The sequence below is a fragment of the Pseudomonas sp. S2_H10 genome, from assembly GCF_054668285.1.
Genome location: NZ_CP162754.1, coordinates 5,460,153 through 5,480,651, shown reverse-complemented (window position 1 = coordinate 5,480,651; position 20,499 = coordinate 5,460,153). Strand labels below are relative to the sequence as shown.

Here is a 20,499-nt window from a genome sequence, read left to right as displayed (position 1 = left end):
CTACTGCAGTACGAAATTAGTGAAAAGCAACTGTTCGATGACCACTTTGCCGAGCTCTTTCTGCGCCACTTCCTGGACGCTGGCGGTGGCTTTCTGCCGCAGCATTTCCTGACCGACCGGCGAGGCGAGGGTCGCGAAGTCCTGCCCGGAGAACAGCATGACCAGGTTGTTGCGGATCACCGGCATATGGACCTTGAGTGCCTCCAGGTCCGCCTGGTTGCGCGCGAGCATGGTGATGCTCACTTGCATGTAGCGCTGGCGACCGTTCTGGTTGAAGTTGGCCACGAAAGCCGGTGCCATCGGTTCGAAAATCGCTGGCTGTTTACCGACCGGAGCGGCCTGTTCCTCGGCGACGGCAGGCTTGCCCTGGGCGCTGTGCATGAAGTACCAGGTCGCGCCCACGGAGACACCGATCGCCAGCAGCAGGGCCACCACGATCAGGACAATCAGCTTGAGTTTGCCTTTGGTTGCGGGTTCTTTTACTGCTGCGTCGCTCTTCGCCATGCCAATAATCCGTCACTAATCGGGTTTTCACAGTCGCACGGCAAGGCAAGAGCAAGTGTTATGCCAGAACGGTTGGCAGGTATTGGAGACAGCGCCGATCTGTAGGAGCCGGCTTGCTGGCGAAGCGGCTGTGTCAGCAAGAACCATGTCACTGACAGACCGCCATCGCTGGCAAGCCAGCTCCTACAGGTGAGGGGGTGTTCTGGTCAGGCGTAGTAATCGACCACACTGGAGCCGATCACGCTGGTGGTATTGGCGGCCACTTCAGCGACGCTTGGCGCAACGTCGTCACCGACCGGGTCGAGACGGCCACCGCTCGCATTGCTGCGACCGCTTTGCGCCTGTTGGTTTTGCCCCTGGTCTTGCGAACCGCGGGACTGGTCCGAAACGTTGACATCGACCTGCCCCATACCCTGCTGGGCGAACATGTCGCGCAAGCGATGAACCTGGCCATCCAGCGCTTCACGCACGCCCGGATGCGCGCTCATGAAGGTGACCTGGGTCTGTTGATCGGGAACCATGCTCACCCGAATGTCCAAGCGTCCAAGCTCGGCGGGCTGCAACTGGATGTCCGCCGCCTTGAGGTTGGCGCTGGACAGGTACATGACCCGGTTCACCACCTCTTCGGTCCAGCCGTTCTGGTGCATGGCGATCGGCTGGTTCACCGGCAAGGCATTGGTGGTCTTCGGCGTGGCCGCCTGGGTCAGCGCGGCCAGGCGGTTGGCGAAATCATCGACACGGGTGTCGCTGCTGGCGGACTTGAGGTCCTTCAGGCCGTCATCGATCAAGCCGCTGAAAGCCTTGTCGTCGCCCTGAGCAGTGCTGTCCTTGTCCGCCTGGACATCCAGCATGGTCGCCATGCCGGCGGCAAAGTTTTGCGCCGACGTCAGCTCACCGTCAGCCTGGGCTTGTGTCTGCGTCGATGCTGCCTTTGGCTGCGCCTGGCTGGAAGCCGATACGTGCCCGCTCTGCTCCATCGCCAGGCGTAACGCCGGCAGGGCGTCGAGCGGATCGGCCTCGGGGTCGAAGTCGCCGTCAGTGCCGGTAGGCGCCGCAACGTTTGCAGGCGCGACCGCCGCAGCAAGCGAGGCTTCAACCGCTGGCTGCACTGCATCGGCTACGGCAGGCGTTGCTGGCGCAGGCTGGGTGGTTGGCTGCAACGCAGGATCCAGCGCCGGATCGACCGGCGCGGCATCGACGATCGGAGCCGGTTCGGCATCTGACCCATCATCGCCGGCGCTCTTGTCGTCAGCCTGCACCGGTTTGTCGGCAGGCAAGGATTTGCCGCCATCGGCAACCACCGGCTCATCGGCGGCAGATTTGTCTTCACCTGCGTCTTTCCTGGCGGCGACGTCCGAGGTTTTGTCGCGACCTGGCTTGACCGAGGCATCCGCCACCGCATCGGGCTTGCTTTGAGCCTGACTGGCGTAGACACGAGCGAAGCTTGCGGCCTTGTCCCCGGGCTCGGCGGCCGGCGCCGAAGGATTGGCGGAGGCGGCCTGAGTCTGGGCCTGCCTGGAGGCCTGAAGCAGAATATTCGGGGTAACGGGCATGAAACGGTCTCCGCTGCACAGGGCTCGTAAGTACAGTTGGGTCAGATAACTGCAAAGGTCGAGCCAGTTTCACTCGATAGAGACCAAAAGCAGGGCATGCTCAGATTTTTGCCGGGCAACGCTGTCGCTCGGCTTCGTACAGAGGCCGGACAGAGGCAAACTCGCGATCGATTTCGCGGACCAGTTCCTGAATGTCGTTGACGGGCAGAGTCCTGGCCTGCTGCTCAAGTTGATGGCACAGCTCGGTCAGCCTGACGGCACCCATATTGCTGCTGCTGCCTTTGAAACTGTGGGCGGCTTCAACGAGCCGGTCGCCACTGTCAGCCGTTCTCAGGACTTTCAGGCGCTCTTCGGAGTCCGCAAGAAAGATATCGAGCAGATCCGGATAACTCTCCTCCATCACTTCCTGCAATGCACTCAGCACGTTGCGGTCCACATGTGTCTCGTCCACTTGCTCACTCCTTGATCAAGAATGCGCGGATTATGCCAGAGCCTCCCAGATAAACTCCACGCGTGCACTTCGACCATTGTCGGTCCAGCGGGCATTACGCCCCAACTGGCGGATCAGACTGACCCCGCGTCCCGACAGGCGGATGTCTTCCAAAGGTCTTGCCATCACCCGCTCGACATCGAAACCCTTGCCGCTGTCTTCGACGTGAATGGTCAGGCAACCGCCATCGTCCGTCGGCGTCACCTGCAAATGTACCCGTACATAGCCTTCCTGCAGCTCGCCGAGGCGGGTACTGCGCTCTTGATAATACCGCGCGAATCCCGAGGCATTGCGCTTGAGGCTCGAGTCCAGCCCCAGCACGCCATGCTCCAGCGCATTGGAATAGAGCTCCGCCAGCACACTGTAGAGCGCACCGCTTTGAGCCCGAAGGCCATGTACCTCGAGCAGCAGCTGCAACAGGTATGGCAACGGATTGAACCGCTTGAGCGTGGCCGCGCGAAACTCGAAGCTCACCGACCAGTCCAGCGGGCACGACTGGCCGCTGTCGGAGTAGACCAATGCCGGCGGCGTGATCTGCGCCGGCTCCAGCAGGCTGATTTCGACCATGCTGACATCGTCGCGCGCTTCCCCGCCAAAATCGCGGAGCGCCTGCTCGATCTCTTCGAACAGCGCATCCGCCTGACGATTGGCGGCGAATACCTGCTGCAATCGTTGCACGCCAAACAACTGTTCATTGGCGTCGCAGGTGTCGATCACCCCATCGGACAAGAGGAACACCCGGTCCCCGAGCGCCATGGGAAACACTTCGGTGCGCTCATCGAAGGATTCCGGGCTCAGCACCCCCAGAGGCAGGTGCCGCGCCGGCAAGGGGATTCGCTCGCCACTGGCCATGCAATGCAGGTAACCGTCCGGCATTCCGCCATTCCAGACCTCCACCGAACGGCGCTGAAAACTCAGGCACAGCAACGTGGCGCAACAAAACATGTCCACCGGCAGGATGCGCTTGAGCTTGGCATTCATTTCACGCAGGGTTTCCGCCAGGCCATAGCCCTTGGCGGTCATCCCGTAAAAGACTTCGGCCAGGGGCATGGCGCCCACGGCCGCCGGCAGACCGTGACCGGTGAAATCGCCCAGCAGTACGTGCATGTCCCCGGCCGGCGTGAACGCGGCCAGCAACAGGTCGCCGTTGAACAGCGCATAGGGCGATTGCAGATAACGGATGTTCGGCGCGGCATTCAGGCAGCCGGAGTGCGCCACCTTGTCGAAAACGGCCTTGGCCACGCGCTGCTCGTTGAGCAGGTACTCGTGATGCCGGGCGATCTGGTCACGCTGCTGCAGAACGGTGTCCTGCAAGCGCCGCAAGCGATCCATCGCCTTGATCTTGGCCGCGAGAATCACCTGGTTATAGGGTTTTGCCAGAAAGTCGTCACCGCCGACCTCCAGACAACGGGCCAGGGCCTCGCTTTCGGACAACGAGGTGAGGAAGATGATCGGCACCAGGGTTTCCCCGGCCAGGGCCTTGATTTGCCGGGCCGCCTCGAAGCCGTCCATGACCGGCATCATTGCATCCATCAACACCAGGTGCGGTTGTTGCCGGCCAAACGCCTCGACCGCCTCGGCACCGTTGGCCGCCGTCAGCACTTCATGCCCCTGGCGGCGCAGGATGCTGGACAACAGCAGGCGATCGGCGGCGCTGTCCTCGGCAATCAGGATCGTCAGCGGCTCCATGGGCTGCATGGCAATCAACTGATGTCGAACAGCTTGTCGAAGTTGGAGATGGCGAGGATTTTGCGCACGTCGGTACTGCTGTTGACCACGCGGATGTCGGAGTCGTCGCCACCGGCGTGATCGCGCAGCAAAAGCAGCATGCCCAGGGCCGAACTGTCGAGGTAAGTGGCTTCTTTGAGGTCGACCACAACCGCCGAAAGCTGTTTATCTTCGTAGGACTGGCGAAATTCCTGATGCTTGGCGAAATCGAAACGGCCCTTGATCGAAATAGTCAGCTTTTGCCCATCCTGGGACACTTCTGTTAGGACTGACATGTCATGGCTTCCTTGTCATTGAGGAACCTGCTTGTACAAGGTTTAGCATCGGCTACAGGTTGCGGCAAGGCTGAAGACTGCACGACCTGTGGGAGCGTGGCTTGCCCGCGAAGAACGATAACGCGCATGACCTGACTCAATAGGGATTCTCGCGCGGCAGGCGCTGGGACAGTTCATCCAGCAATTTCTGTTCGCGCCGGTCTTCGAGCGCCCGCGCTTCATCGGCATAGCGCTGCACCAGTTTGCGCAAGCCTTCGACCCGGGCAAAGGCCTGCTGCCAGGTTTCCCGGGCCTTGTTCAGGTTGTTTTGATGCCAGGCCAGGCTTTGCCGTTGCTGGTCAATCGCCGTGCCCAGTTGCGCAAGGAAGCCCTGATAGCCCAGCAACCATTGGCCCGAGACGCCGCCGCTGCCGCGTACGATCCATTGTTCCTGGTAGTCGAGGCGGAAGGCCTCGAGGTCGGCAAGCTTGCTTTCCGCCAGGCGAACCTGCCCTTGAAAGTGCCCCAGGCGCTGGACCGCGGTTTTCTCGGCCTTTTCGGCCATTTCCACCACCGGCGCCAGCCGCCCTGCCCGAGTCTGCGCCATGCGCGCTTAACCGCCCGCCGCGGGCGCGAAGATCGAGGCGAGATACGCTTCGCTTTCGCCCAGGCTGATGCTGTCGTTGAGGCCCTGGCGCAGGTATTTGACCAGTTGCGGTTGCAGGGAAATCGCCAGGTCGGTTTCGCGATCGCCGCCGGCGACATAAGCGCCAACGCTGATCAGGTCGCGGCTCTGTTGATAACGCGACCACAATTGCTTGAAGTACTGCGCACGAACCATGTGTTCCGGCGACACCACCGCCGGCATCACCCGGCTGATGGACGCCTCGATGTCGATGGCCGGGTAATGCCCTTCCTCGGCCAGACGCCGGGACAGCACGATGTGTCCGTCGAGCACGCCCCGCGCCGAGTCGGCAATCGGGTCCTGCTGGTCATCGCCTTCGGACAACACGGTGTAGAACGCGGTGATTGAACCACCGCCCTTCTCCGCATTACCGGCCCGCTCCACCAGTTTCGGCAGCTTGGCGAACACCGATGGCGGATAACCCTTGGTCGCCGGCGGTTCGCCGATGGCCAGGGCGATCTCCCGCTGGGCCTGGGCGAAACGCGTGAGGGAATCCATCAGCAACAGGACGTTCTTGCCCTTGTCGCGGAAATACTCGGCGATGCGCGTGCAATACATGGCCGCGCGCAAGCGCATCAACGGTGCATCGTCCGCCGGGGACGCCACCACCACTGAGCGCTTGAGCCCTTCTTCACCGAGGATGTGCTCGATGAACTCCTTAACTTCACGACCCCGCTCACCGATCAGCCCGACGACGATGATGTCGGCTTCGGTGAAGCGGGTCATCATGCCCAACAGCACGGATTTACCGACACCGGTACCGGCAAACAGCCCGAGCCGCTGGCCACGGCCGACCGTCAACATGCCGTTGATGCAACGGATGCCCACGTCCAGCGGTTCGCTGATCGGTTCGCGCTTGAGCGGGTTGATGGTCGGGCCATCCATCGGCACCCAGTCTTCGGCTTTCATCCCGCCCTTGCCGTCCAGCGCGCGACCGGCACCGTCGAGAACCCGCCCGAGCATGCTCATGCCCATGGGCAGGCGACCGGTATCGGCCAGTGGCACCACGCGGGCACCGGGCGCAATGCCGGCGACACTGCCGACCGGCATCAGGAAAACCTTGCTGCCGGAGAAACCCATCACCTCGGCTTCGACCTGCACCGGGTGGTAGCTGTCGTCGTTGATCACCATGCAGCGGCTGCCCATGGCGGCGCGCAGGCCTTCGGCTTCGAGGGTCAGGCCGACCATGCGCAGCAGGCGGCCTTCAAGGATCGGCGCGCCCGCAAGCTCAGTGGCCTCGGCATAGCTGCCCAGGCGCTTGGCGAAGCTGGTGCGCTCAAGGCGCATCGGGCGCATCCGGCTCTGGCGCGGCGGCAGGCTTGCTGTCGACCGGCAGGTCCAGGCTCAGGTCTGGCGCGGCCGGGTGCAGGGCCTGCTCGTGCAACTGGTCGAACAGCTTGTCCATCACCCGCGCGACGCGGGTTTCGACCGTGGCGTCAATGCGGCTGTGTTCTGTCTCGACCCGGCAACCACCAGGCAACAACGCTTCGTCCTCGACGATGCGCCAGGTTTCTTCATGGCGTTCGCGCAGGGCCTTGACCTGCTCGAAGTCCTGCGGATTGATGTACAGCCGCACATTGCCCACGCCCAACGGCAGGAGCTTGAGGGCATCGCGCATGACGTGTTCGATCTGCGTCGAGTCGATGGCCAGCTCGCGCTGGATCACCTGCCCGGTGATGTGTTGCACCAGGTCGACCAGGGACTTTTCGATCTGGGTGTCCTGCTCGGCGATGGGCTCGAACAGGTGCGTCATCAATTGCTCCAGCGCCCCGATCTTGGCGGCCAGGACCACTTCGGCTTCCTGGCGGACCTTGAGCGTGGTGCTGTGGAACCCTTCCTTCTCACCCACCGCGAAACCTTCGTTGTAGGCTTCCTGGCGAATGCTTTCGAGTTCTTCGAGGGTCAGTGGCTGGACTTCCTCCAGCGGCACTTCCTCCATTTCCGGCGGCTCGGGTTCAGGCTCAGGTTCCGGCTCGGGTACCGGCGGGTCGAAGCTGGGCAGCGCCCAGGACTCGAAGCCACTGACATCCCTGGCCCGGATCAGGTCAGTGGGTGCATCATCATTCTTGACCATGGTGTTAGATCATTTCCTCGCCGCCCTTGCCGCCGAGAACGATTTCTCCGGCTTCGGCCATACGGCGGGCGATGGTGAGGATTTCCTTCTGCGCGGTTTCGACGTCGCTGACGCGCACCGGGCCCTTGGCTTCCAGGTCGTCGCGCAACAGTTCGGCCGCACGCTTGGACATGTTCTTGAAGATCTTCTCCTTGACGCCTTCGTCCGACCCCTTGAGGGCCAGCACCAGCACATCGGAGGACACTTCACGCAGCAGCGCCTGGATGCCGCGGTCGTCGACATCGGCCAGGTTGTTGAACACGAACATGAGGTCTTCGATCTGACCGGACAGGTCTTCGTCGACTTCGCGGATCGAATCCATGAGCTGGCCTTCGATCGAGCTGTCGAGGAAGTTCATGATGTCCGCCGCGCGCTTGATGCCACCCAGGGTGGTGCGCGAGGCATTCGAGTTGCCGGAGAACTGCTTCTCGAGAATCTGGTTGAGTTCTTTCAGGGCTGCCGGTTGCACGGTGTTCAACGAAGACACGCGCAGGATGATGTCCAGCCGCACCTTGTGGTCGAAGTTGCCGAGCACTTCACCGGCCTGGTCCGGATCGAGGTACGCCACCACGATCGCCTGGATCTGCGGGTGCTCGTAACGGATCACGTCGGCGACGGCGCGCGGCTCCATCCACTTCAGGCTGTCGAGCCCGCTGGTGTTGCCACCGAGCAGGATGCGGTCGATCAGGCCGTTGGCCTTGTCCTCGCCCAGGGCCTGGGTGAGCATCTTGCGCACGTAGTCGTCGGAGCCGACGCCCAGGCTGGTCTGGTCGCCGACGATATCGACGAACTCGCTCATCACCTGCTCGACCTGCTCGCGGTGCACATTCCCCATCTGGGCCATGGCCACGCCCACGCGCTGGACCTCTTTGGGCCCCATGTGACGCAGCACCTGCGCGGCATCGGTGGAGCCCAGGGACAGCAACAGGATCGCGGCCTTGTCGACCTTGGACAGTTTGGCGGCAACGGCTCGGTTATCACTCATCTGCGTTAATCCACTCTTTCACGACCTGGGCGACACGACCCGGATCTTCTGCCACCAGACTCTTGATTGCGTTCAACTGAGCGTCATAGCCTTCGCTCGGGCTCGGCAGCAGAATGCTTTGCGGGCCGCCGAGGCTGACGCGGTCGTTGGCCAGTTCGCCATCCAGACCGCCCATGCCACCCAGCTCGACATCGCTGCCGATACCGGCCAGCTGCTTGCCCTTGCCGCCACCGGTGATGTTGTTGAGCACCGGACGCAGCACACCGAACACCAGCACCAGAATGAACAACACACCCAGCACTTGCTTGACGATGTCCCAGAACCAGGGCTGGGAGTAGAACGGAATATCGGCAATCACTTCACCGCGCTCGGCGGAGAACGGCATGTTGATCACGCTGACGCTGTCACCCCGGCTGGCGTCGAAGCCGACCGCGTCCTGCACCAGGCGAGTGAAGCGCGCCAGTTCATCGGCACTCCACGGCGCACGGGTGGTTTCGCCGTTGGCCGCGTTGATCTTGACCTGATCGTCGACCACCACCGACACCGACAGGCGATTCAATCGGCCCTGCTGCTGCTTGGTGTGGCTGATGGAACGGTCGAGCTCGAAGTTCTTGGTGGACTGTTGACGCTTGTCCGCCGGATACGGCGCGAGCATTGGCTGGCCGGTGGCCGGGTCCATGATTTGCTGGCCGTTGGCATCGATCAGCGGCTGGCCTGGCTGCACCATGCCGGCTGCGGCTGTGGCGCCACCGGTGGTTTGCGGCGCGGAGGCTGGCGACGGCGGCTGGTTGCTCAAGGCACCCGGCACACCTTGCGGGCCGTTGCTGGCGGTACGTTGTTCGTTGACCGACTGCTCGCTGCGCAACGCCGGTTGATCCGGGTTGAATTGCTCGGAAGTCGACTCGACCGCACTGAAGTCCACATCGGCGGACACTTCGGCTTTGTAGCGGTCGTTGCCCAGCACTGGCTGCAGAATGTTGTGCACGCGCTGGGTGAGCATGCTTTCCATGCGGCGGCTGTAGTCGAACTGCTTGCCGGCCATGGTCAGTTCGGAGTTTTCCGCCTGATCCGAGAGCAGGTTGCCCTTCTGGTCGACGACGGTGATCTGCGACTTGCTCAGTTCGGGAACGCTGGTCGCCACCAGATTGATGATGGCTACGACCTGGCCTGGCTCGAGGGAGCGACCGGAATAGAGCTCAACCAATACCGAGGCGCTCGGCTTGCGCTCGTCGCGCACGAACACCGAACTTTTCGGGATCGCCAGGTGCACGCGGGCGCCCTTGACGTTGTTCAGGCTGGAAATGGTCCGGGCCAGTTCGCCTTCGAGGCCACGACGATAACGGGTGGCTTCCATGAACTGGCTGGTACCCAGGCCCTGTTCCTTGTCGAGGATTTCAAAGCCGATGTTGCCGTCGCTGGGCGTGACGCCGGCGCCCGCGAGCTTGAGCCGCGCGCGGGACAAATCTTCAGCCTTGACCAGCAAGGCACCGGAGTTCGGCTCAACGGTGTAAGCGATATCGGCGGCGGCCAGGGTGTCCATGACCTGCTTGGCGTCCATGCCGGCAAGGCTGCCGTACAGAGGCCGGTAGTCCGGTTGCTGGGACCACAACACCACGGCAAAACCAATCGCCACGCTCGCCGCCAGACCGACCAACAGGCCCACCTGACGCAACATGGTCATCTCGGAGAGGTTTTCCAGGAAGGACAACCCGAACAACGGCGGTTTACCGTCTACCGGGGTGGCCTTGGCCGGAACATTATCGGCGACTGCTTCTGCCATGACTCAATCTCGTCCTTAAACCGGCATCTGCATGATGTCTTGGTAGGCTTGAACCAGCTTGTTGCGCACCTGGGTCAATGCCTGGAATGAAACGCTGGCCTTCTGCGAGGAAATCATCACGTCGGTGAGGTCGACGCCGCTTTTGCCGATTTCGAAGGCGCTGGCCAACTGAGTGGAAGCCTGTTGGGTGTCGTTCACTTTATTGACGGCCTGGCCGAGCATGTCGGAAAAACTGCTGCCCGCCACTTCAGGGACGGCCGTCGATTTCGGCGCAGACATGGCATCCATTTGCATGGCGCGCATATCCAGCATCAACCGATTGAATTCAATACCTTGGCTCATGTTCTACTCTCGTTGGCGGCCCGCAATTTTTTGACGCTCACTCGGCGGGTAATGAGGTGTTAGCAACAAGGGTGCCAGCTTTCCCGGTGTCTCATCTGTAGGAGCGAGCCTGCTCGCGATGTTCGCCAACGATAACGCTGGGAACCTGACACCCCGCGGTGTTCTCGGGTTCATCGCGAGCAGGCTCGCTCCTACAGGGGGGAAGGCATCAGGTGGCGAATAAAAAGGCTTCCACATCCATGCCCGCATCGCGCATCTGCGCCAGCTTGTAGCGCAGGGTTCGCGGGCTGATGCCCAGGCGCTCGGCGGCCTCTTTGCGACGACCGCGTTCGGCACGCAAGGTATCGATGATCATCTGGAACTCACGGCGCCGCAGGTCGTCACCCAGCGCACCGGCCGACTCGGACTCGACCGGCGGAACAAGCGCCGGCGCTGCAGCCAACGCAGGCAGCGGTGCGCAAGCCACCGGCCCGGCCAGGCAGAAATCCTGCGGCTGGATCAAGCCGCCCTGCTGCAGGATCAGCGCACGCTGAATCGCGTTGTCCAGCTCGCGCACGTTGCCCGGCCACGGATAACCGATCAGGCACGCCTGGGCTTCGGGGGACAATCTGGCAGGCGAATGCTTCATTTTATTGACGTGCCTGGCCAGCAGACGCTCGGCCAGCGGCAGGATGTCGGCGGTGCGCTCGCGCAGCGGACGCCAGGCCAGGGGAAACACCGACAGGCGATAGTACAGATCTTCACGGAAGCGCCCTGCCGCCACTTCACCCGCCAGATCACGGTTGGTGGTCGCGACCACACGAATATCCAGGGTGATCGGCTTACGTGCCCCGACCCTTTCGACCTCACGCTCTTGCAGCACGCGCAGCAATTTGGCCTGGAGCCCCAGGGGCATCTCGGAAATTTCATCGAGCAAAATGGTGCCGCCGTCGGCCTGCTCGAACTTGCCGGCCTGCGCGGCAATGGCGCCGGTGAAGGAGCCCTTTTCGTGACCGAACAAGGTCGCTTCGAGCATGTTGTCCGGGATCGCTGCGCAGTTGATCGCAATGAATGGCTGACTGGCGCGATGAGAGTGCTGATGGATGTAGCGCGCCAGCACTTCCTTGCCCGTGCCCGACTCACCCGAAATCAGCACGGTGGAATCGCTGCGAGCGACCCGCGCCGCCAGTTCGAGCAACTGCGCACTCGCCGGCTCGAAGGCTATCGGCCCTTCGCCTTCGGCCAGGCCGATATTGCCTGAGGCATGACGCCCGACCAGATCGAGCAACGCCTTGGGCTCGAATGGCTTGACCAGGTAATCCGCCGCCCCTTGGCGCATCGCATCGACCGCCCGCTCGACCGCACCGTGGGCCGTCATCAGCAACACCGGCAATTGGGGCTGGCGCGCTCGCAACAGGCCCAGCAACTGATGGCCGTCCATGCCCGGCATGTTGACGTCGCTGACCACCAGACTGAAGGCCTCGCCCTCGACAGCAGCCAGGGCCTCTTCCGCCGAAGCCACCGCCTTGTAATCGTGCCCCGCGAGCAACAGCGTGTCCGCCAGCGCCTCGCGCAACGCGCGGTCATCCTCGACCAACAGAACCTTGATATCCATTTGTCTCACTCCGCTCCCTGAGCGCTGCTGAACAACGGCAGGATCACCTGCGCGCAGGTGCCGCGACCGAGCCGCGAACGCAACTGCAATTCTCCCTGATGAGCACGCGCCACGGCCTTGACCACGGTCAGGCCAAGGCCTGTGCCGGTGGTCTTGGTGGTAAAGAAGGGTTCGCCCAAGCGCGCCAGAACGGCGGCATCGATACCCGAGCCACTGTCACTGACACACAGGCGCAGGTTGTTGCCGCGGGTGTAGAGGTGAATCTTCAGGCGCAACTGTCCGGCACTGGCCTGAATGGCGTTCTCGATCAGGTTGAGGATTGCACCGACCAGGGTGTCGCGATTGCACAGCAACTCCCCCGAATGACTATCGCACTGCCAGCGGATCGGCAGATCCTGCACATGGGTCAGCGCCGCCGCTTGCAACGACTGCATCAGTTGGCCAGGCGTCATGCGGTCGGTCAACGGCAACTCGCCACGGGCGAAGACCAGCATGTCGCGCACCTGGTGCTCCAGCTCGTGCAGACGCTCCTTGAGGCGTCCGGCAAAGCGCTGCTGGGTAGCGACCGGCAACGCTTGCTCGGTCAAATGGCTGGCGTACAGCAGCGCGGCGGACAACGGCGTACGGATCTGATGAGCCAGTGAAGCGACCATGCGCCCCAGCGACGACAGACGTTCATGACGGGCCAACTGGTCCTGCAGATGGCGGGTTTCAGTCAGGTCGTTGAGCAACACCAACTGCCCCGGCTCGGCATCCAGCGAGCGCGTGGCGATGGACAGGCGCCGACCGTCCTTGAGCGAAACTTCATGACCATCGTCTTCGCGCGGGGCAAAACTGCGGGCAATGACGTGACGCCACAACTCACCTTCCAGCGGCAGCCCCAGCAACTCGCACGCCGCCGGATTGGCTTCGCGCACGATGCCTTGGGCGTCAATGACGATGACACCGCCTGGCAACAGATCAAGAAGGTTTTGCAGGCGGTTGGCCAGGCGTTCTTTTTCCGCCAGCTCCTGCATGCGCTGGGCACTGACCACCGCCAACTCACCCTTGAGCTCGGTTACCCGGGCTTCGAGCATGCTGTAGGAATCGGTCAATTGGCTGGACATCTGATTGAACAGCGCGAATGCCTGCTCAAGACCCAGCCGGCTCGCCTGCTCTACGGACGACGGTCCGTTCGCATCAGGGACAGGAGACATCTGGGCGGCTTGGGGCATTGTGCTCTCTCGCTTGGCTGACCGTCAGTGAAACGGAACGTTGCGAGGGACGTAGCAATACCCGTGCCTAAAAAAAACTGCTTATAAATGAATGGATTGAAAAACAGGCGTCAATCATCCGCCTGTTCGTCGCCATCACGACGGCTCATGCCGTACTTGCGCATCTTTTCCACCAGGGTGGTGCGACGAATGCGCAGCCGCTCGGCCGCGCGCGCCACGATGCCATTGGCATCATCGAGCGCCTGCTGAATCAGGCCTTGCTCCAGGCCACCAAGGTAGTCCTTCAGGTCCAGGCCTTCCGGCGGCAACATGGCGTTGGCAGTGAAGTCCTGGGTATGACCGTTGATGGCCACGCGCTCTTCCAGATCGGTGCGCAGGCTGTCGACCATCTGCTCGTCTTCATCGTCGACGTAGCGGAATTTCTTCGGCAGCTCGACCACGCCGATCACGCCGTACGGGTGCATGATCGCCATGCGCTCGACCAGGTTGGCCAGTTCGCGGACGTTGCCCGGCCAGCCGTGTCGGCACAGCGACATGATCGCCGCCGAGTTGAAGCGGATCGAACCACGCTTCTCGTGCTCCATGCGCGAGATCAGTTCGTTCATCAACAGCGGAATGTCCTCGACGCGCTCGCGCAGCGGCGCCATCTCGATCGGGAACACATTCAGGCGGTAGTACAGGTCTTCGCGGAAGGTGCCGACCTCGATCATGCTTTCGAGATTCTTGTGGGTCGCGGCAATGATGCGCACGTCGACGCTCTGGGTCTTGTTGCTGCCCACGCGCTCGAAGGTACGCTCCTGCAACACGCGCAGCAGCTTGACCTGCATCGGCAGCGGCATGTCGCCGATTTCATCGAGGAACAGGGTGCCGCCGTTGGCCAGTTCGAATCGACCGGCGCGACTGGTGATCGCCCCGGTGAAGGCGCCCTTCTCGTGGCCGAACAATTCGCTTTCCAGCAACTCGGCCGGGATCGCTCCGCAGTTGACCGGTACGAACGGCGCTTCGCGGCGCTTGGAATGGTAATGCAGGTTGCGCGCAACCACTTCCTTGCCGGTGCCGGACTCACCTAGGATCAACACGCTGGCATCGGTATCGGCGACTTGCTGCATCATCTGGCGGACGTGTTGAATCGCCCGGCTGGTGCCGACAAGGCTGCGGAACAGGTTGGGTTCGCGATGACGACCGCGCTCGCGAGCCTGGTCGTACATCTCGCGATAGACCTGGGCACGGTGCAGCGAATCGAGCAGCTTGCTGTAGCTGGGCGGCATTTCGAGGGTCGAAAGCACTCGCCGACGCTGGTCTTCCGGCAGGTCAATGGAAGAATTATCGCCCATTAACAAAACCGGAAGGAACTCATCCCAGGTCGAGAGTGTCTTTAGCAAGCCCAGAAGTGCGCCAGGAGCATTGACCGTCCCGATGAGGACACAGATCACTTCACGACTTGACGACAAAGAGCCGACAGCCTGCTGCCAGTCATGGCTACCGCAGGGTAAATTTTCTTCGCCGAGAAAATTTAAAATCACCGCCAGGTCGCGGCGGCGGACGCTATCGTCATCAATCAGCAGAATTTTGGTTTCACGCCACATGCAATAGCAACTTCCCTAGTCAACTCAATGCCCAAAATGCTGGGGCAAGCTAAACGCTTGCAGGCCTGATATGCCTGAAGACGACTGAAATCTGGAACCAGCCACTAGTTAAGTCAAAAAACCGTGCACAGTCAAATTTATGGCGCACATGTCTGGATTAACCGGGGATTAATTAACCAAACAGATGGTAAACCTTTGCCGCGTTTCGCGCTTGCTGGATCTGAGACATTTCATCGACTATCGCCTGCCTCTCACCCATCGCGACCTCGAGCAGCTGCTTGTAGACATACAGCAACTCCTCAAGATTGCTACGCAACACTTCCTCGTCCAGCGAAGCCTCGCTCAAGACGTCTTCCATGCAGGAACGGCAATCGAGGTCCAATTGACCGATAGCCTCCCAGTCACGCTCGGCCAAAGCACCGACCAGCGCTTCTCGAGTTTGTTCTATTCGCTGCAATACAAGACTCATGGCGACCTCCCTAGAACTGCGGCCCTGGCTGAGCAATGCCGTCCCAGCCTTCCTTGACCGTGCGCAGCAACCCCGCGACCTCATCGAGAATCTTCGGGTCACTGCTGATGTTTGCCTCGGCCAAACGCTTCATCATGTAGATGTAGAGACTGTTGAGTTCGCCCACGGTCTCGGCGCAATTTTCAAGATCCAGGCCTTCACGCAAGCCACCGATGATGCCGATCGCCTTGCTGATCGATACACACTTGCCGGGAATGTCCTTGCGCTCCAGGGCGCCCTTGGCCTGCGCGATGCGGTCAAGGCCACCTTCCATGAGCATTTGCACCAAACGATGCGGACTCGCTTCGGAAGTCTGGGCGTGCGCGCCCACTTTCTGATACTGCCGAAGGGCTAACATTGGATTCATGTTCTACCTCATTACCACAATGACTCGTATGACCAGTGTATCGTCTGCGCATCAAAAAACTTTAGATCAAAAGACAAAAACCCGGCACACGCGAAAATGCGCAGCCGGGTTTTTGTCGTCAGCTCATGACTAGCTGCTGGACTTCTGAGCGTTCAAGGTCGTGAAGAACGAGGTGATGCTGGTCGCCGTCGCCTTCATTTGCCCGACCAGAAGGTCCATGGCGTTGTATTTGGCGGTCAACGTCTTGGTCATGTTGGCGACACGCAAGTCCAGCGCCAACTGCTGGTTCGTCAGGTTCTTGGTGAGGCTCTGCAGGTTGGTATTGCGCTGATCCAGCAACCCGCCCGTCGATACGTAAGGCTTGATGGCAGCGCCCATGCGCGCCAGAAGGCCGTTGGTATCAGTGGTACCGTTGAACAGCTGCTGCACCTGGCCACTCATGCCGCCAGTGGTCATCGCCTTGTTGAACGTCGTCGAGTTGAACGCCAGGTTGCCGGTTTTTTCGTCCGTCATCACACCGAGCTGCGACAGCACGGCCAATGGACCGCCCGCCCCCGGAGCCGTCAGTACGCCGCGAATCTCGGAAATCAGTGCGCGAGGCATCGAGTCACCGGTAAACGCCGCCTGGACCGTCAGCTTGCCATCGGCATCCGCCGTCGCCTTGGACAGGGAATTGATGGTGTTCATCAGGGTGTTGTAGGAGTCAACGAACGACTGGATCGATGTCTGCAAACCGGTGGTATTGGTCGCAACCGTGACGGTCGCGGCAGCCGGCGGCGTACCGGTGCTGGCGGAGGTCAGGTTCAGGGTCAGGCCACTGACTGCGCCAGTGACGGTATTGCTCTTGCTGGTCACCGCCAGGCCATCGATCGTCAGCGCTGCATCCATCGCAATCCCGTTGACAGCCCCTGAACTGGAAGCCGAAGGGTTGCTGCCCATCGGCACGGTACCGTCGATTTCAAGGCCGGTGATACCGCTGACCTTGAGGTCGGAACCCGCGCCGGTCTTGCTGGAGCTGATCACCAGTCGCGACGCACCGGTGCTGTCGGTCACGATGTTGGCGGAAATACCATTGCTCGCCTGCGCGGTGTTGATGGCATCGCGGGTGCTCTGCAAGGTCGCATTGGCCGGAATCGTGACATCGTAATCAGTGCCATTCTGACTGATTTTCAGAGTACCACTCGGAATGGCACTGGCAGCACCGCCGGCAAAAGAAGCACTGGCTACTTTCGAGCTGGTGGCCAGGTTATTCACAACAATGCTGTAGGAGCCGGCAACGGCGGTGTTGTCGGAAGTCACCCCGAGGATCGACGGGGTACCCGACGTTGCGCTAAAGCCCGAAAACGCAGGATTGGTCTTGCTGCCGAGATTGGTCAGCGCCGTCTGAAAGGCCGTCAGTGCGCTTTTCAGGGAACCGACACCGGAAATCCTCAGCGTGTTGGTTTTGGTCTGAGTATCGATCTGCGTCTGTTTCGCCGATTTGTCGGCGTTGACCAGCGCAGTAACGATCGCACCGATATCCAGGCCAGAGCCTAAGCCCGTACCCGGTAAAATTGGACTTGCCATTTTTAGTCTCCCTTCAGGTTGCTGCCACTCTTTTGACCTTTACCTGCGTCCAAAGAACGTACAAACACTATTCATGCCAGCTATCAGACTTTGGCGTCGAACAAGACGTGGCTCGCATTGCTCAGGCTTTCTGCCAGCTTGAGGGCCTCTGCGGAGGGGATCTGTCGTACGACTTCGCCCGTTTCGCTTGCGATCACTTTGACGACGACCTTTCCGGATTGCTCGTCGATCGAGAACTCCAGGTTGCGCTTGATCGACTGTACAAACTTTTCGATCTGCTGCACCGCCTGCTTCAGATGGGTGTCATCCTTGTCCGGCTTCTTTTCCGCCTCCGCTGCCACGCTGACGGCCTTGGGCTTTTCCGGCGCCTTGTCCGTGACGGTGCTCGCTGGCTGGGGAGCCGGATAAGACACGCCAAGCTTTACGCTCATCTCCATGCCCATCACCTCTTAACGTAAAAAAGCGAGAGAGCGTGCAAGCACACTCCCCCGCTCAAACTCATTCCGAAATTACTGAAGCAGCTTCAGTACAGCGGAAGGCAGTTGGTTGGCTTGAGCCAGAACCGAGGTAGAAGCCTGTTGCAGGGTTTGCTGCTTGGTCAGGTTCGCGGTTTCCTGGGCGAAGTCGGTGTCTTGAACACGGCCTTGTGCAGCAGTGGTGTTTTCCACGATGTTCTGCAGGTTGGAGATGGTGCTGGTCAGACGGTTCTGCGAAGCACCCAGGTTTGCGCGGGTGGCGTTGATCGATGCCAGAGCAGCGTCGATCGCGGTGATCGCGTTGTCGATGTTGGCCGACAGGGTGGCGGAAGTTGCACCGGTCAGAACAACGGTACCGCTGCCTACGGACAGGGAAACGGCGTCGAACTTGGAGCTCAGTACCAGGTCGATGCGGTTGGCCGAACCAGTGTTGGCGCCAACTTGCAGCTGCATGGTGCCAGCCGTACCGTCCAGCAGGTTTTTGCCGTTCAGGTTGGTCGAAGCAGAGATACGAGTGATCTCGTCAGACATCTGAGCGAATTCGGAGTTGGTAGCGGTCTGGTCAGCAGTGCTGTTGGTACCGTTACGTGCTTTAACAGCCAGTTCACGCATACGCTGCAGAATGTCGGTCGAAGCCTGCAGAGCGCCTTCAGCGGTCTGGGCAACGGAGATACCGTCGTTGGCGTTCTGGATTGCCTGGGTACCACCACGGATCTGTGCAGCCATGCGGGTTGCGATCTGCAGGCCGGCGGCGTCATCCTTGGCGCTGTTGATTTTCAGGCCGGAAGACAGACGCTGCATCGAGGTCGAAAGTGCGTCGGTAGCACGGTTCAGGTTTTTCTGAACGCCCAGCGACGTGGTGTTGGTGTTTACGGTTAAAGCCATGACGAATTCCTCGTTGGTTGGGTACTGCGGCTTCCGGCCCTGGCAACCGCCGGGTATGGCCTAGAGAACCTTCGTAATAGTTATCGTCGGATTGGCAGGTTGCTTGAGGGCTTTTTAAAAAAAATTGCCATCACCCTGCCACCCCCGAGAAAACAAGGGCTTAGCGCCCCCTCAACCGTAAAAAAATGACGCCATGAAACTGTCCGGCTCACAAAGGCCCGGGCCAAAGCTGTTGCCGCCCATTCAGGCGGGCAGGCTTTCCAGCAAATCGACCAACTCATACTCCATGAAGTCAGCGAGCCCCAGCCAGTCCTGGCGCTCCTGGCACTCGAGCATTTGCCTGAGCATCAAGGCCCAGGCCTGCTGGACATCCTGGGGCGCCCGCGCAAACAGGCGCTGCGTCTCATCGAACAGATCAACCATGATCAACGCCGCTTCGACATCACGCCCCAGGCGAAACAATCCCGCGCACTGCCGGCTGCCGTCGATGCCCTTCGCTTGAAACTTCATTGCACGAAATCCTGGTTGAATTGCGTACCGGCAATCATTGCCCCTGCCCGGCTGCTATTGAAAAAAAGCACCTCGGGATGCCTGGCAATGTAACGCTCGAGCTCGCACAGGTAGCTGCGGAAATTGAGCTGCGTCTTGACCTTCTGCCCATGACCATCGTGCACCCAGTGCCTGGCCTGGTTCACTGGCGGCCCCAGGTCACCATCGCTCCAGCCGGTATGGGTCCTGTTCATGGGGAAGGAGAAATCGGCACCGAACAGCGTGATGCGTTGCGCGCCCATCTTCACTGCCAGATCGACCGCAGGATGGATCACGCTGCCGCTGACGTAGAGTTGTCCGCGCGGGTGCTGCTCACGCAACGCGGCGTAGACCGGGCTGGCGGAGTAACCACCGTAACGCTTGCCTTTCCAGGCCTTGAGCATGGCTGGATCGCTCAACGGCAAGTACACCAGCGGAATGCCTTCGGAGCCCTCGCCCGGCAAGTGCAACGCACTGATGCGCTGATCGATGCTCACGACCAGGTCAGGTTTTATCCCGTACTCGCGAAGGGGTCTGTAGGCCGTATCGACACTGATGAACAGCGGTCGCGACGCTTGATTGCGCACGGCGGCCAGGCGCTCGAAATTCCCTTCAAGGCTTGGCCCTGTGCCGATCACATAGATCTCACGCTCGGGACAGGTGCCAAACAGCTGCGCCACATCAGCATCGGCCAGCAGCACGTCGAGGGTATCGTGCAAGCGCTGCACAATGACCGGCGACTGCGGGTCGAAATCACGATTGTTGAAACTCAGGTGCACTTCGCTGACCAGGCGATCACGAATCTTCGCACTGAAGTCATCGGCCAGCAGCATTTCGGCCGGCAACGCAAAAAACGGCGTGCAGATGTCCGACATATCGCCGGCATACAGCAGTTGCACGCGCGGATCGCCCAGCCATTCGCGCTGGTCGATCAGTTGCAACACCAGCGCGAACAGGGCGCCGTTGAGAATATGGACGTAGAGCTTTTCAAGCCCCGCGCGCTCGAGCAGAACCGAAGGCAAATCGCCGAAACCGGTACCGTAGACGTGCAGCTGTGGTTTATCGAGCGGGAGGCTGGCGGCCTGCAGGTGCGCCTCGTGCAGGCGATCATGACGACTGGTGAGCTGGATGCCGCCCACGCTCAACGTCGAGTCCCGACCTTCGATCAGGTTGACCTCGATACCCAGACGATCTTCCGTTATCAATCGCGCATACAGCGACGGCCAGCGCCGCTGGATAACCTGAGCATTGTCTGCAAAAAATTCGCTCATGCTACCTCGCATTCCTTACAAGCAAAAAAGCGCTCAAGGTTAACCCTTGGGCGCTTTTTTGTACCGGCCT

Annotated in this window: 21 protein-coding genes; all 21 read right to left on the bottom strand. The window is 60.9% G+C overall.

Annotation, left to right across the window (positions count from 1 at the left end; all coding sequences use genetic code 11):
- The 21 genes from fliL to AB4O16_RS24550 all read right to left on the bottom strand — a co-directional run bounded on the left by fliL (window position 1) and on the right by AB4O16_RS24550 (window position 20,429).
- On the bottom strand, window positions 1-504 hold the full coding sequence (gene fliL, locus AB4O16_RS24650; protein ID WP_460156059.1) for a flagellar basal body-associated protein FliL: 504 nt from the start codon (window positions 502-504) through the stop codon (window positions 1-3).
- A gap of 206 nt (window positions 505-710) precedes the next feature.
- Window positions 711-2,057, bottom strand: coding sequence for a flagellar hook-length control protein FliK (locus AB4O16_RS24645; protein WP_460156058.1), 1,347 nt, complete (start codon window positions 2,055-2,057; stop codon window positions 711-713).
- Between the two features lie 100 nt (window positions 2,058-2,157).
- The gene (locus AB4O16_RS24640; protein WP_460156057.1) at window positions 2,158-2,508 is read right to left on the bottom strand and encodes an Hpt domain-containing protein; all 351 of its coding nucleotides are present in this window, start codon (window positions 2,506-2,508) and stop codon (window positions 2,158-2,160) included.
- Between the two features lie 30 nt (window positions 2,509-2,538).
- Window positions 2,539-4,245, bottom strand: a complete 1,707-nt coding sequence (locus AB4O16_RS24635) for an ATP-binding SpoIIE family protein phosphatase (RefSeq protein ID WP_460156056.1) — start codon at window positions 4,243-4,245, stop codon at window positions 2,539-2,541.
- 5 nt (window positions 4,246-4,250) lie between these two features.
- Complete coding sequence (locus AB4O16_RS24630; protein ID WP_150716501.1) at window positions 4,251-4,550, bottom strand: STAS domain-containing protein; 300 nt, start codon at window positions 4,548-4,550, stop codon at window positions 4,251-4,253.
- Window positions 4,551-4,686: 136 nt separating this feature from the next.
- The gene (fliJ, locus tag AB4O16_RS24625) at window positions 4,687-5,136 is read right to left on the bottom strand and encodes a flagellar export protein FliJ (RefSeq protein ID WP_110659559.1); all 450 of its coding nucleotides are present in this window, start codon (window positions 5,134-5,136) and stop codon (window positions 4,687-4,689) included.
- 6 nt (window positions 5,137-5,142) lie between these two features.
- Entirely contained in the window at window positions 5,143-6,501 is a 1,359-nt protein-coding gene (fliI, locus tag AB4O16_RS24620; protein WP_046037767.1) for a flagellar protein export ATPase FliI, read from the bottom strand.
- Complete coding sequence (fliH, locus tag AB4O16_RS24615; protein WP_460156055.1) at window positions 6,491-7,288, bottom strand: flagellar assembly protein FliH; 798 nt, start codon at window positions 7,286-7,288, stop codon at window positions 6,491-6,493. The genes fliI and fliH overlap by 11 nt, the downstream gene beginning before the upstream one ends.
- A 4-nt stretch (window positions 7,289-7,292) precedes the next feature.
- Entirely contained in the window at window positions 7,293-8,312 is a 1,020-nt protein-coding gene (gene fliG / locus AB4O16_RS24610) for a flagellar motor switch protein FliG (RefSeq protein WP_007983391.1), read from the bottom strand.
- Complete coding sequence (gene fliF, locus AB4O16_RS24605; protein WP_160388247.1) at window positions 8,305-10,092, bottom strand: flagellar basal-body MS-ring/collar protein FliF; 1,788 nt, start codon at window positions 10,090-10,092, stop codon at window positions 8,305-8,307. Before fliF ends, fliG begins: the two co-directional genes overlap by 8 nt.
- A gap of 15 nt (window positions 10,093-10,107) precedes the next feature.
- Window positions 10,108-10,434: a flagellar hook-basal body complex protein FliE gene (gene fliE, locus AB4O16_RS24600; protein ID WP_008021337.1), complete on the bottom strand. Its 327-nt coding sequence runs from the start codon at window positions 10,432-10,434 to the stop codon at window positions 10,108-10,110.
- A 208-nt stretch (window positions 10,435-10,642) separates the two neighbouring features.
- Window positions 10,643-12,028 (bottom strand): sigma-54-dependent transcriptional regulator, encoded by a 1,386-nt coding sequence (locus tag AB4O16_RS24595; protein WP_460156054.1) that lies wholly within the window; start codon window positions 12,026-12,028, stop codon window positions 10,643-10,645.
- A 5-nt stretch (window positions 12,029-12,033) separates the two neighbouring features.
- Complete coding sequence (locus tag AB4O16_RS24590; protein ID WP_460156053.1) at window positions 12,034-13,242, bottom strand: sensor histidine kinase; 1,209 nt, start codon at window positions 13,240-13,242, stop codon at window positions 12,034-12,036.
- Between the two features lie 110 nt (window positions 13,243-13,352).
- Complete coding sequence (locus AB4O16_RS24585; RefSeq protein ID WP_460156052.1) at window positions 13,353-14,828, bottom strand: sigma-54 dependent transcriptional regulator; 1,476 nt, start codon at window positions 14,826-14,828, stop codon at window positions 13,353-13,355.
- A 172-nt stretch (window positions 14,829-15,000) separates the two neighbouring features.
- Window positions 15,001-15,297 (bottom strand): hypothetical protein, encoded by a 297-nt coding sequence (locus tag AB4O16_RS24580; RefSeq protein ID WP_015096255.1) that lies wholly within the window; start codon window positions 15,295-15,297, stop codon window positions 15,001-15,003.
- Between the two features lie 10 nt (window positions 15,298-15,307).
- Entirely contained in the window at window positions 15,308-15,703 is a 396-nt protein-coding gene (gene fliS, locus AB4O16_RS24575) for a flagellar export chaperone FliS (RefSeq protein ID WP_160388244.1), read from the bottom strand.
- Window positions 15,704-15,832: 129 nt separating this feature from the next.
- Window positions 15,833-17,269, bottom strand: coding sequence for a flagellar filament capping protein FliD (fliD, locus tag AB4O16_RS24570; RefSeq protein WP_160388243.1), 1,437 nt, complete (start codon window positions 17,267-17,269; stop codon window positions 15,833-15,835).
- Between the two features lie 83 nt (window positions 17,270-17,352).
- The gene (locus AB4O16_RS24565; RefSeq protein WP_460156051.1) at window positions 17,353-17,706 is read right to left on the bottom strand and encodes a flagellar protein FlaG; all 354 of its coding nucleotides are present in this window, start codon (window positions 17,704-17,706) and stop codon (window positions 17,353-17,355) included.
- Window positions 17,707-17,778: 72 nt separating this feature from the next.
- Entirely contained in the window at window positions 17,779-18,630 is an 852-nt protein-coding gene (locus AB4O16_RS24560; protein WP_015096259.1) for a flagellin domain-containing protein, read from the bottom strand.
- 243 nt (window positions 18,631-18,873) lie between these two features.
- On the bottom strand, window positions 18,874-19,140 hold the full coding sequence (locus AB4O16_RS24555; protein WP_160388242.1) for a hypothetical protein: 267 nt from the start codon (window positions 19,138-19,140) through the stop codon (window positions 18,874-18,876).
- Window positions 19,137-20,429 (bottom strand): motility associated factor glycosyltransferase family protein, encoded by a 1,293-nt coding sequence (locus tag AB4O16_RS24550; RefSeq protein WP_460156050.1) that lies wholly within the window; start codon window positions 20,427-20,429, stop codon window positions 19,137-19,139. Before AB4O16_RS24550 ends, AB4O16_RS24555 begins: the two co-directional genes overlap by 4 nt.
- Window positions 20,430-20,499 lie beyond the last annotated feature (70 nt).

Excerpts from the sequence above, each read along its gene's own strand:
- AB4O16_RS24595 (WP_460156054.1), bottom strand. The coding sequence starts at position 12,028 with ATGGATATCAAGGTTCTGTTGGTCGAGGATGACCGCGCGTTGCGCGAG.
- fliI (WP_046037767.1), bottom strand. The coding sequence starts at position 6,501 with ATGCGCCTTGAGCGCACCAGCTTCGCCAAGCGCCTGGGCAGCTATGCC.
- fliJ (WP_110659559.1), bottom strand. The coding sequence starts at position 5,136 with ATGGCGCAGACTCGGGCAGGGCGGCTGGCGCCGGTGGTGGAAATGGCC.
- fliD (WP_160388243.1), bottom strand. The coding sequence starts at position 17,269 with ATGGCAAGTCCAATTTTACCGGGTACGGGCTTAGGCTCTGGCCTGGAT.
- fliH (WP_460156055.1), bottom strand. The coding sequence starts at position 7,288 with ATGGTCAAGAATGATGATGCACCCACTGACCTGATCCGGGCCAGGGAT.
- AB4O16_RS24560 (WP_015096259.1), bottom strand. The coding sequence starts at position 18,630 with ATGGCTTTAACCGTAAACACCAACACCACGTCGCTGGGCGTTCAGAAA.
- AB4O16_RS24555 (WP_160388242.1), bottom strand. The coding sequence starts at position 19,140 with ATGAAGTTTCAAGCGAAGGGCATCGACGGCAGCCGGCAGTGCGCGGGA.
- AB4O16_RS24630 (WP_150716501.1), bottom strand. The coding sequence starts at position 4,550 with ATGTCAGTCCTAACAGAAGTGTCCCAGGATGGGCAAAAGCTGACTATT.
- AB4O16_RS24585 (WP_460156052.1), bottom strand. The coding sequence starts at position 14,828 with ATGTGGCGTGAAACCAAAATTCTGCTGATTGATGACGATAGCGTCCGC.
- fliG (WP_007983391.1), bottom strand. The coding sequence starts at position 8,312 with ATGAGTGATAACCGAGCCGTTGCCGCCAAACTGTCCAAGGTCGACAAG.
- AB4O16_RS24580 (WP_015096255.1), bottom strand. The coding sequence starts at position 15,297 with ATGAGTCTTGTATTGCAGCGAATAGAACAAACTCGAGAAGCGCTGGTC.
- AB4O16_RS24645 (WP_460156058.1), bottom strand. The coding sequence starts at position 2,057 with ATGCCCGTTACCCCGAATATTCTGCTTCAGGCCTCCAGGCAGGCCCAG.
- AB4O16_RS24565 (WP_460156051.1), bottom strand. The coding sequence starts at position 17,706 with ATGGAGATGAGCGTAAAGCTTGGCGTGTCTTATCCGGCTCCCCAGCCA.
- AB4O16_RS24635 (WP_460156056.1), bottom strand. The coding sequence starts at position 4,245 with ATGCAGCCCATGGAGCCGCTGACGATCCTGATTGCCGAGGACAGCGCC.
- fliL (WP_460156059.1), bottom strand. The coding sequence starts at position 504 with ATGGCGAAGAGCGACGCAGCAGTAAAAGAACCCGCAACCAAAGGCAAA.
- fliE (WP_008021337.1), bottom strand. The coding sequence starts at position 10,434 with ATGAGCCAAGGTATTGAATTCAATCGGTTGATGCTGGATATGCGCGCC.
- AB4O16_RS24550 (WP_460156050.1), bottom strand. The coding sequence starts at position 20,429 with ATGAGCGAATTTTTTGCAGACAATGCTCAGGTTATCCAGCGGCGCTGG.
- fliS (WP_160388244.1), bottom strand. The coding sequence starts at position 15,703 with ATGAATCCAATGTTAGCCCTTCGGCAGTATCAGAAAGTGGGCGCGCAC.
- AB4O16_RS24590 (WP_460156053.1), bottom strand. The coding sequence starts at position 13,242 with ATGCCCCAAGCCGCCCAGATGTCTCCTGTCCCTGATGCGAACGGACCG.
- fliF (WP_160388247.1), bottom strand. The coding sequence starts at position 10,092 with ATGGCAGAAGCAGTCGCCGATAATGTTCCGGCCAAGGCCACCCCGGTA.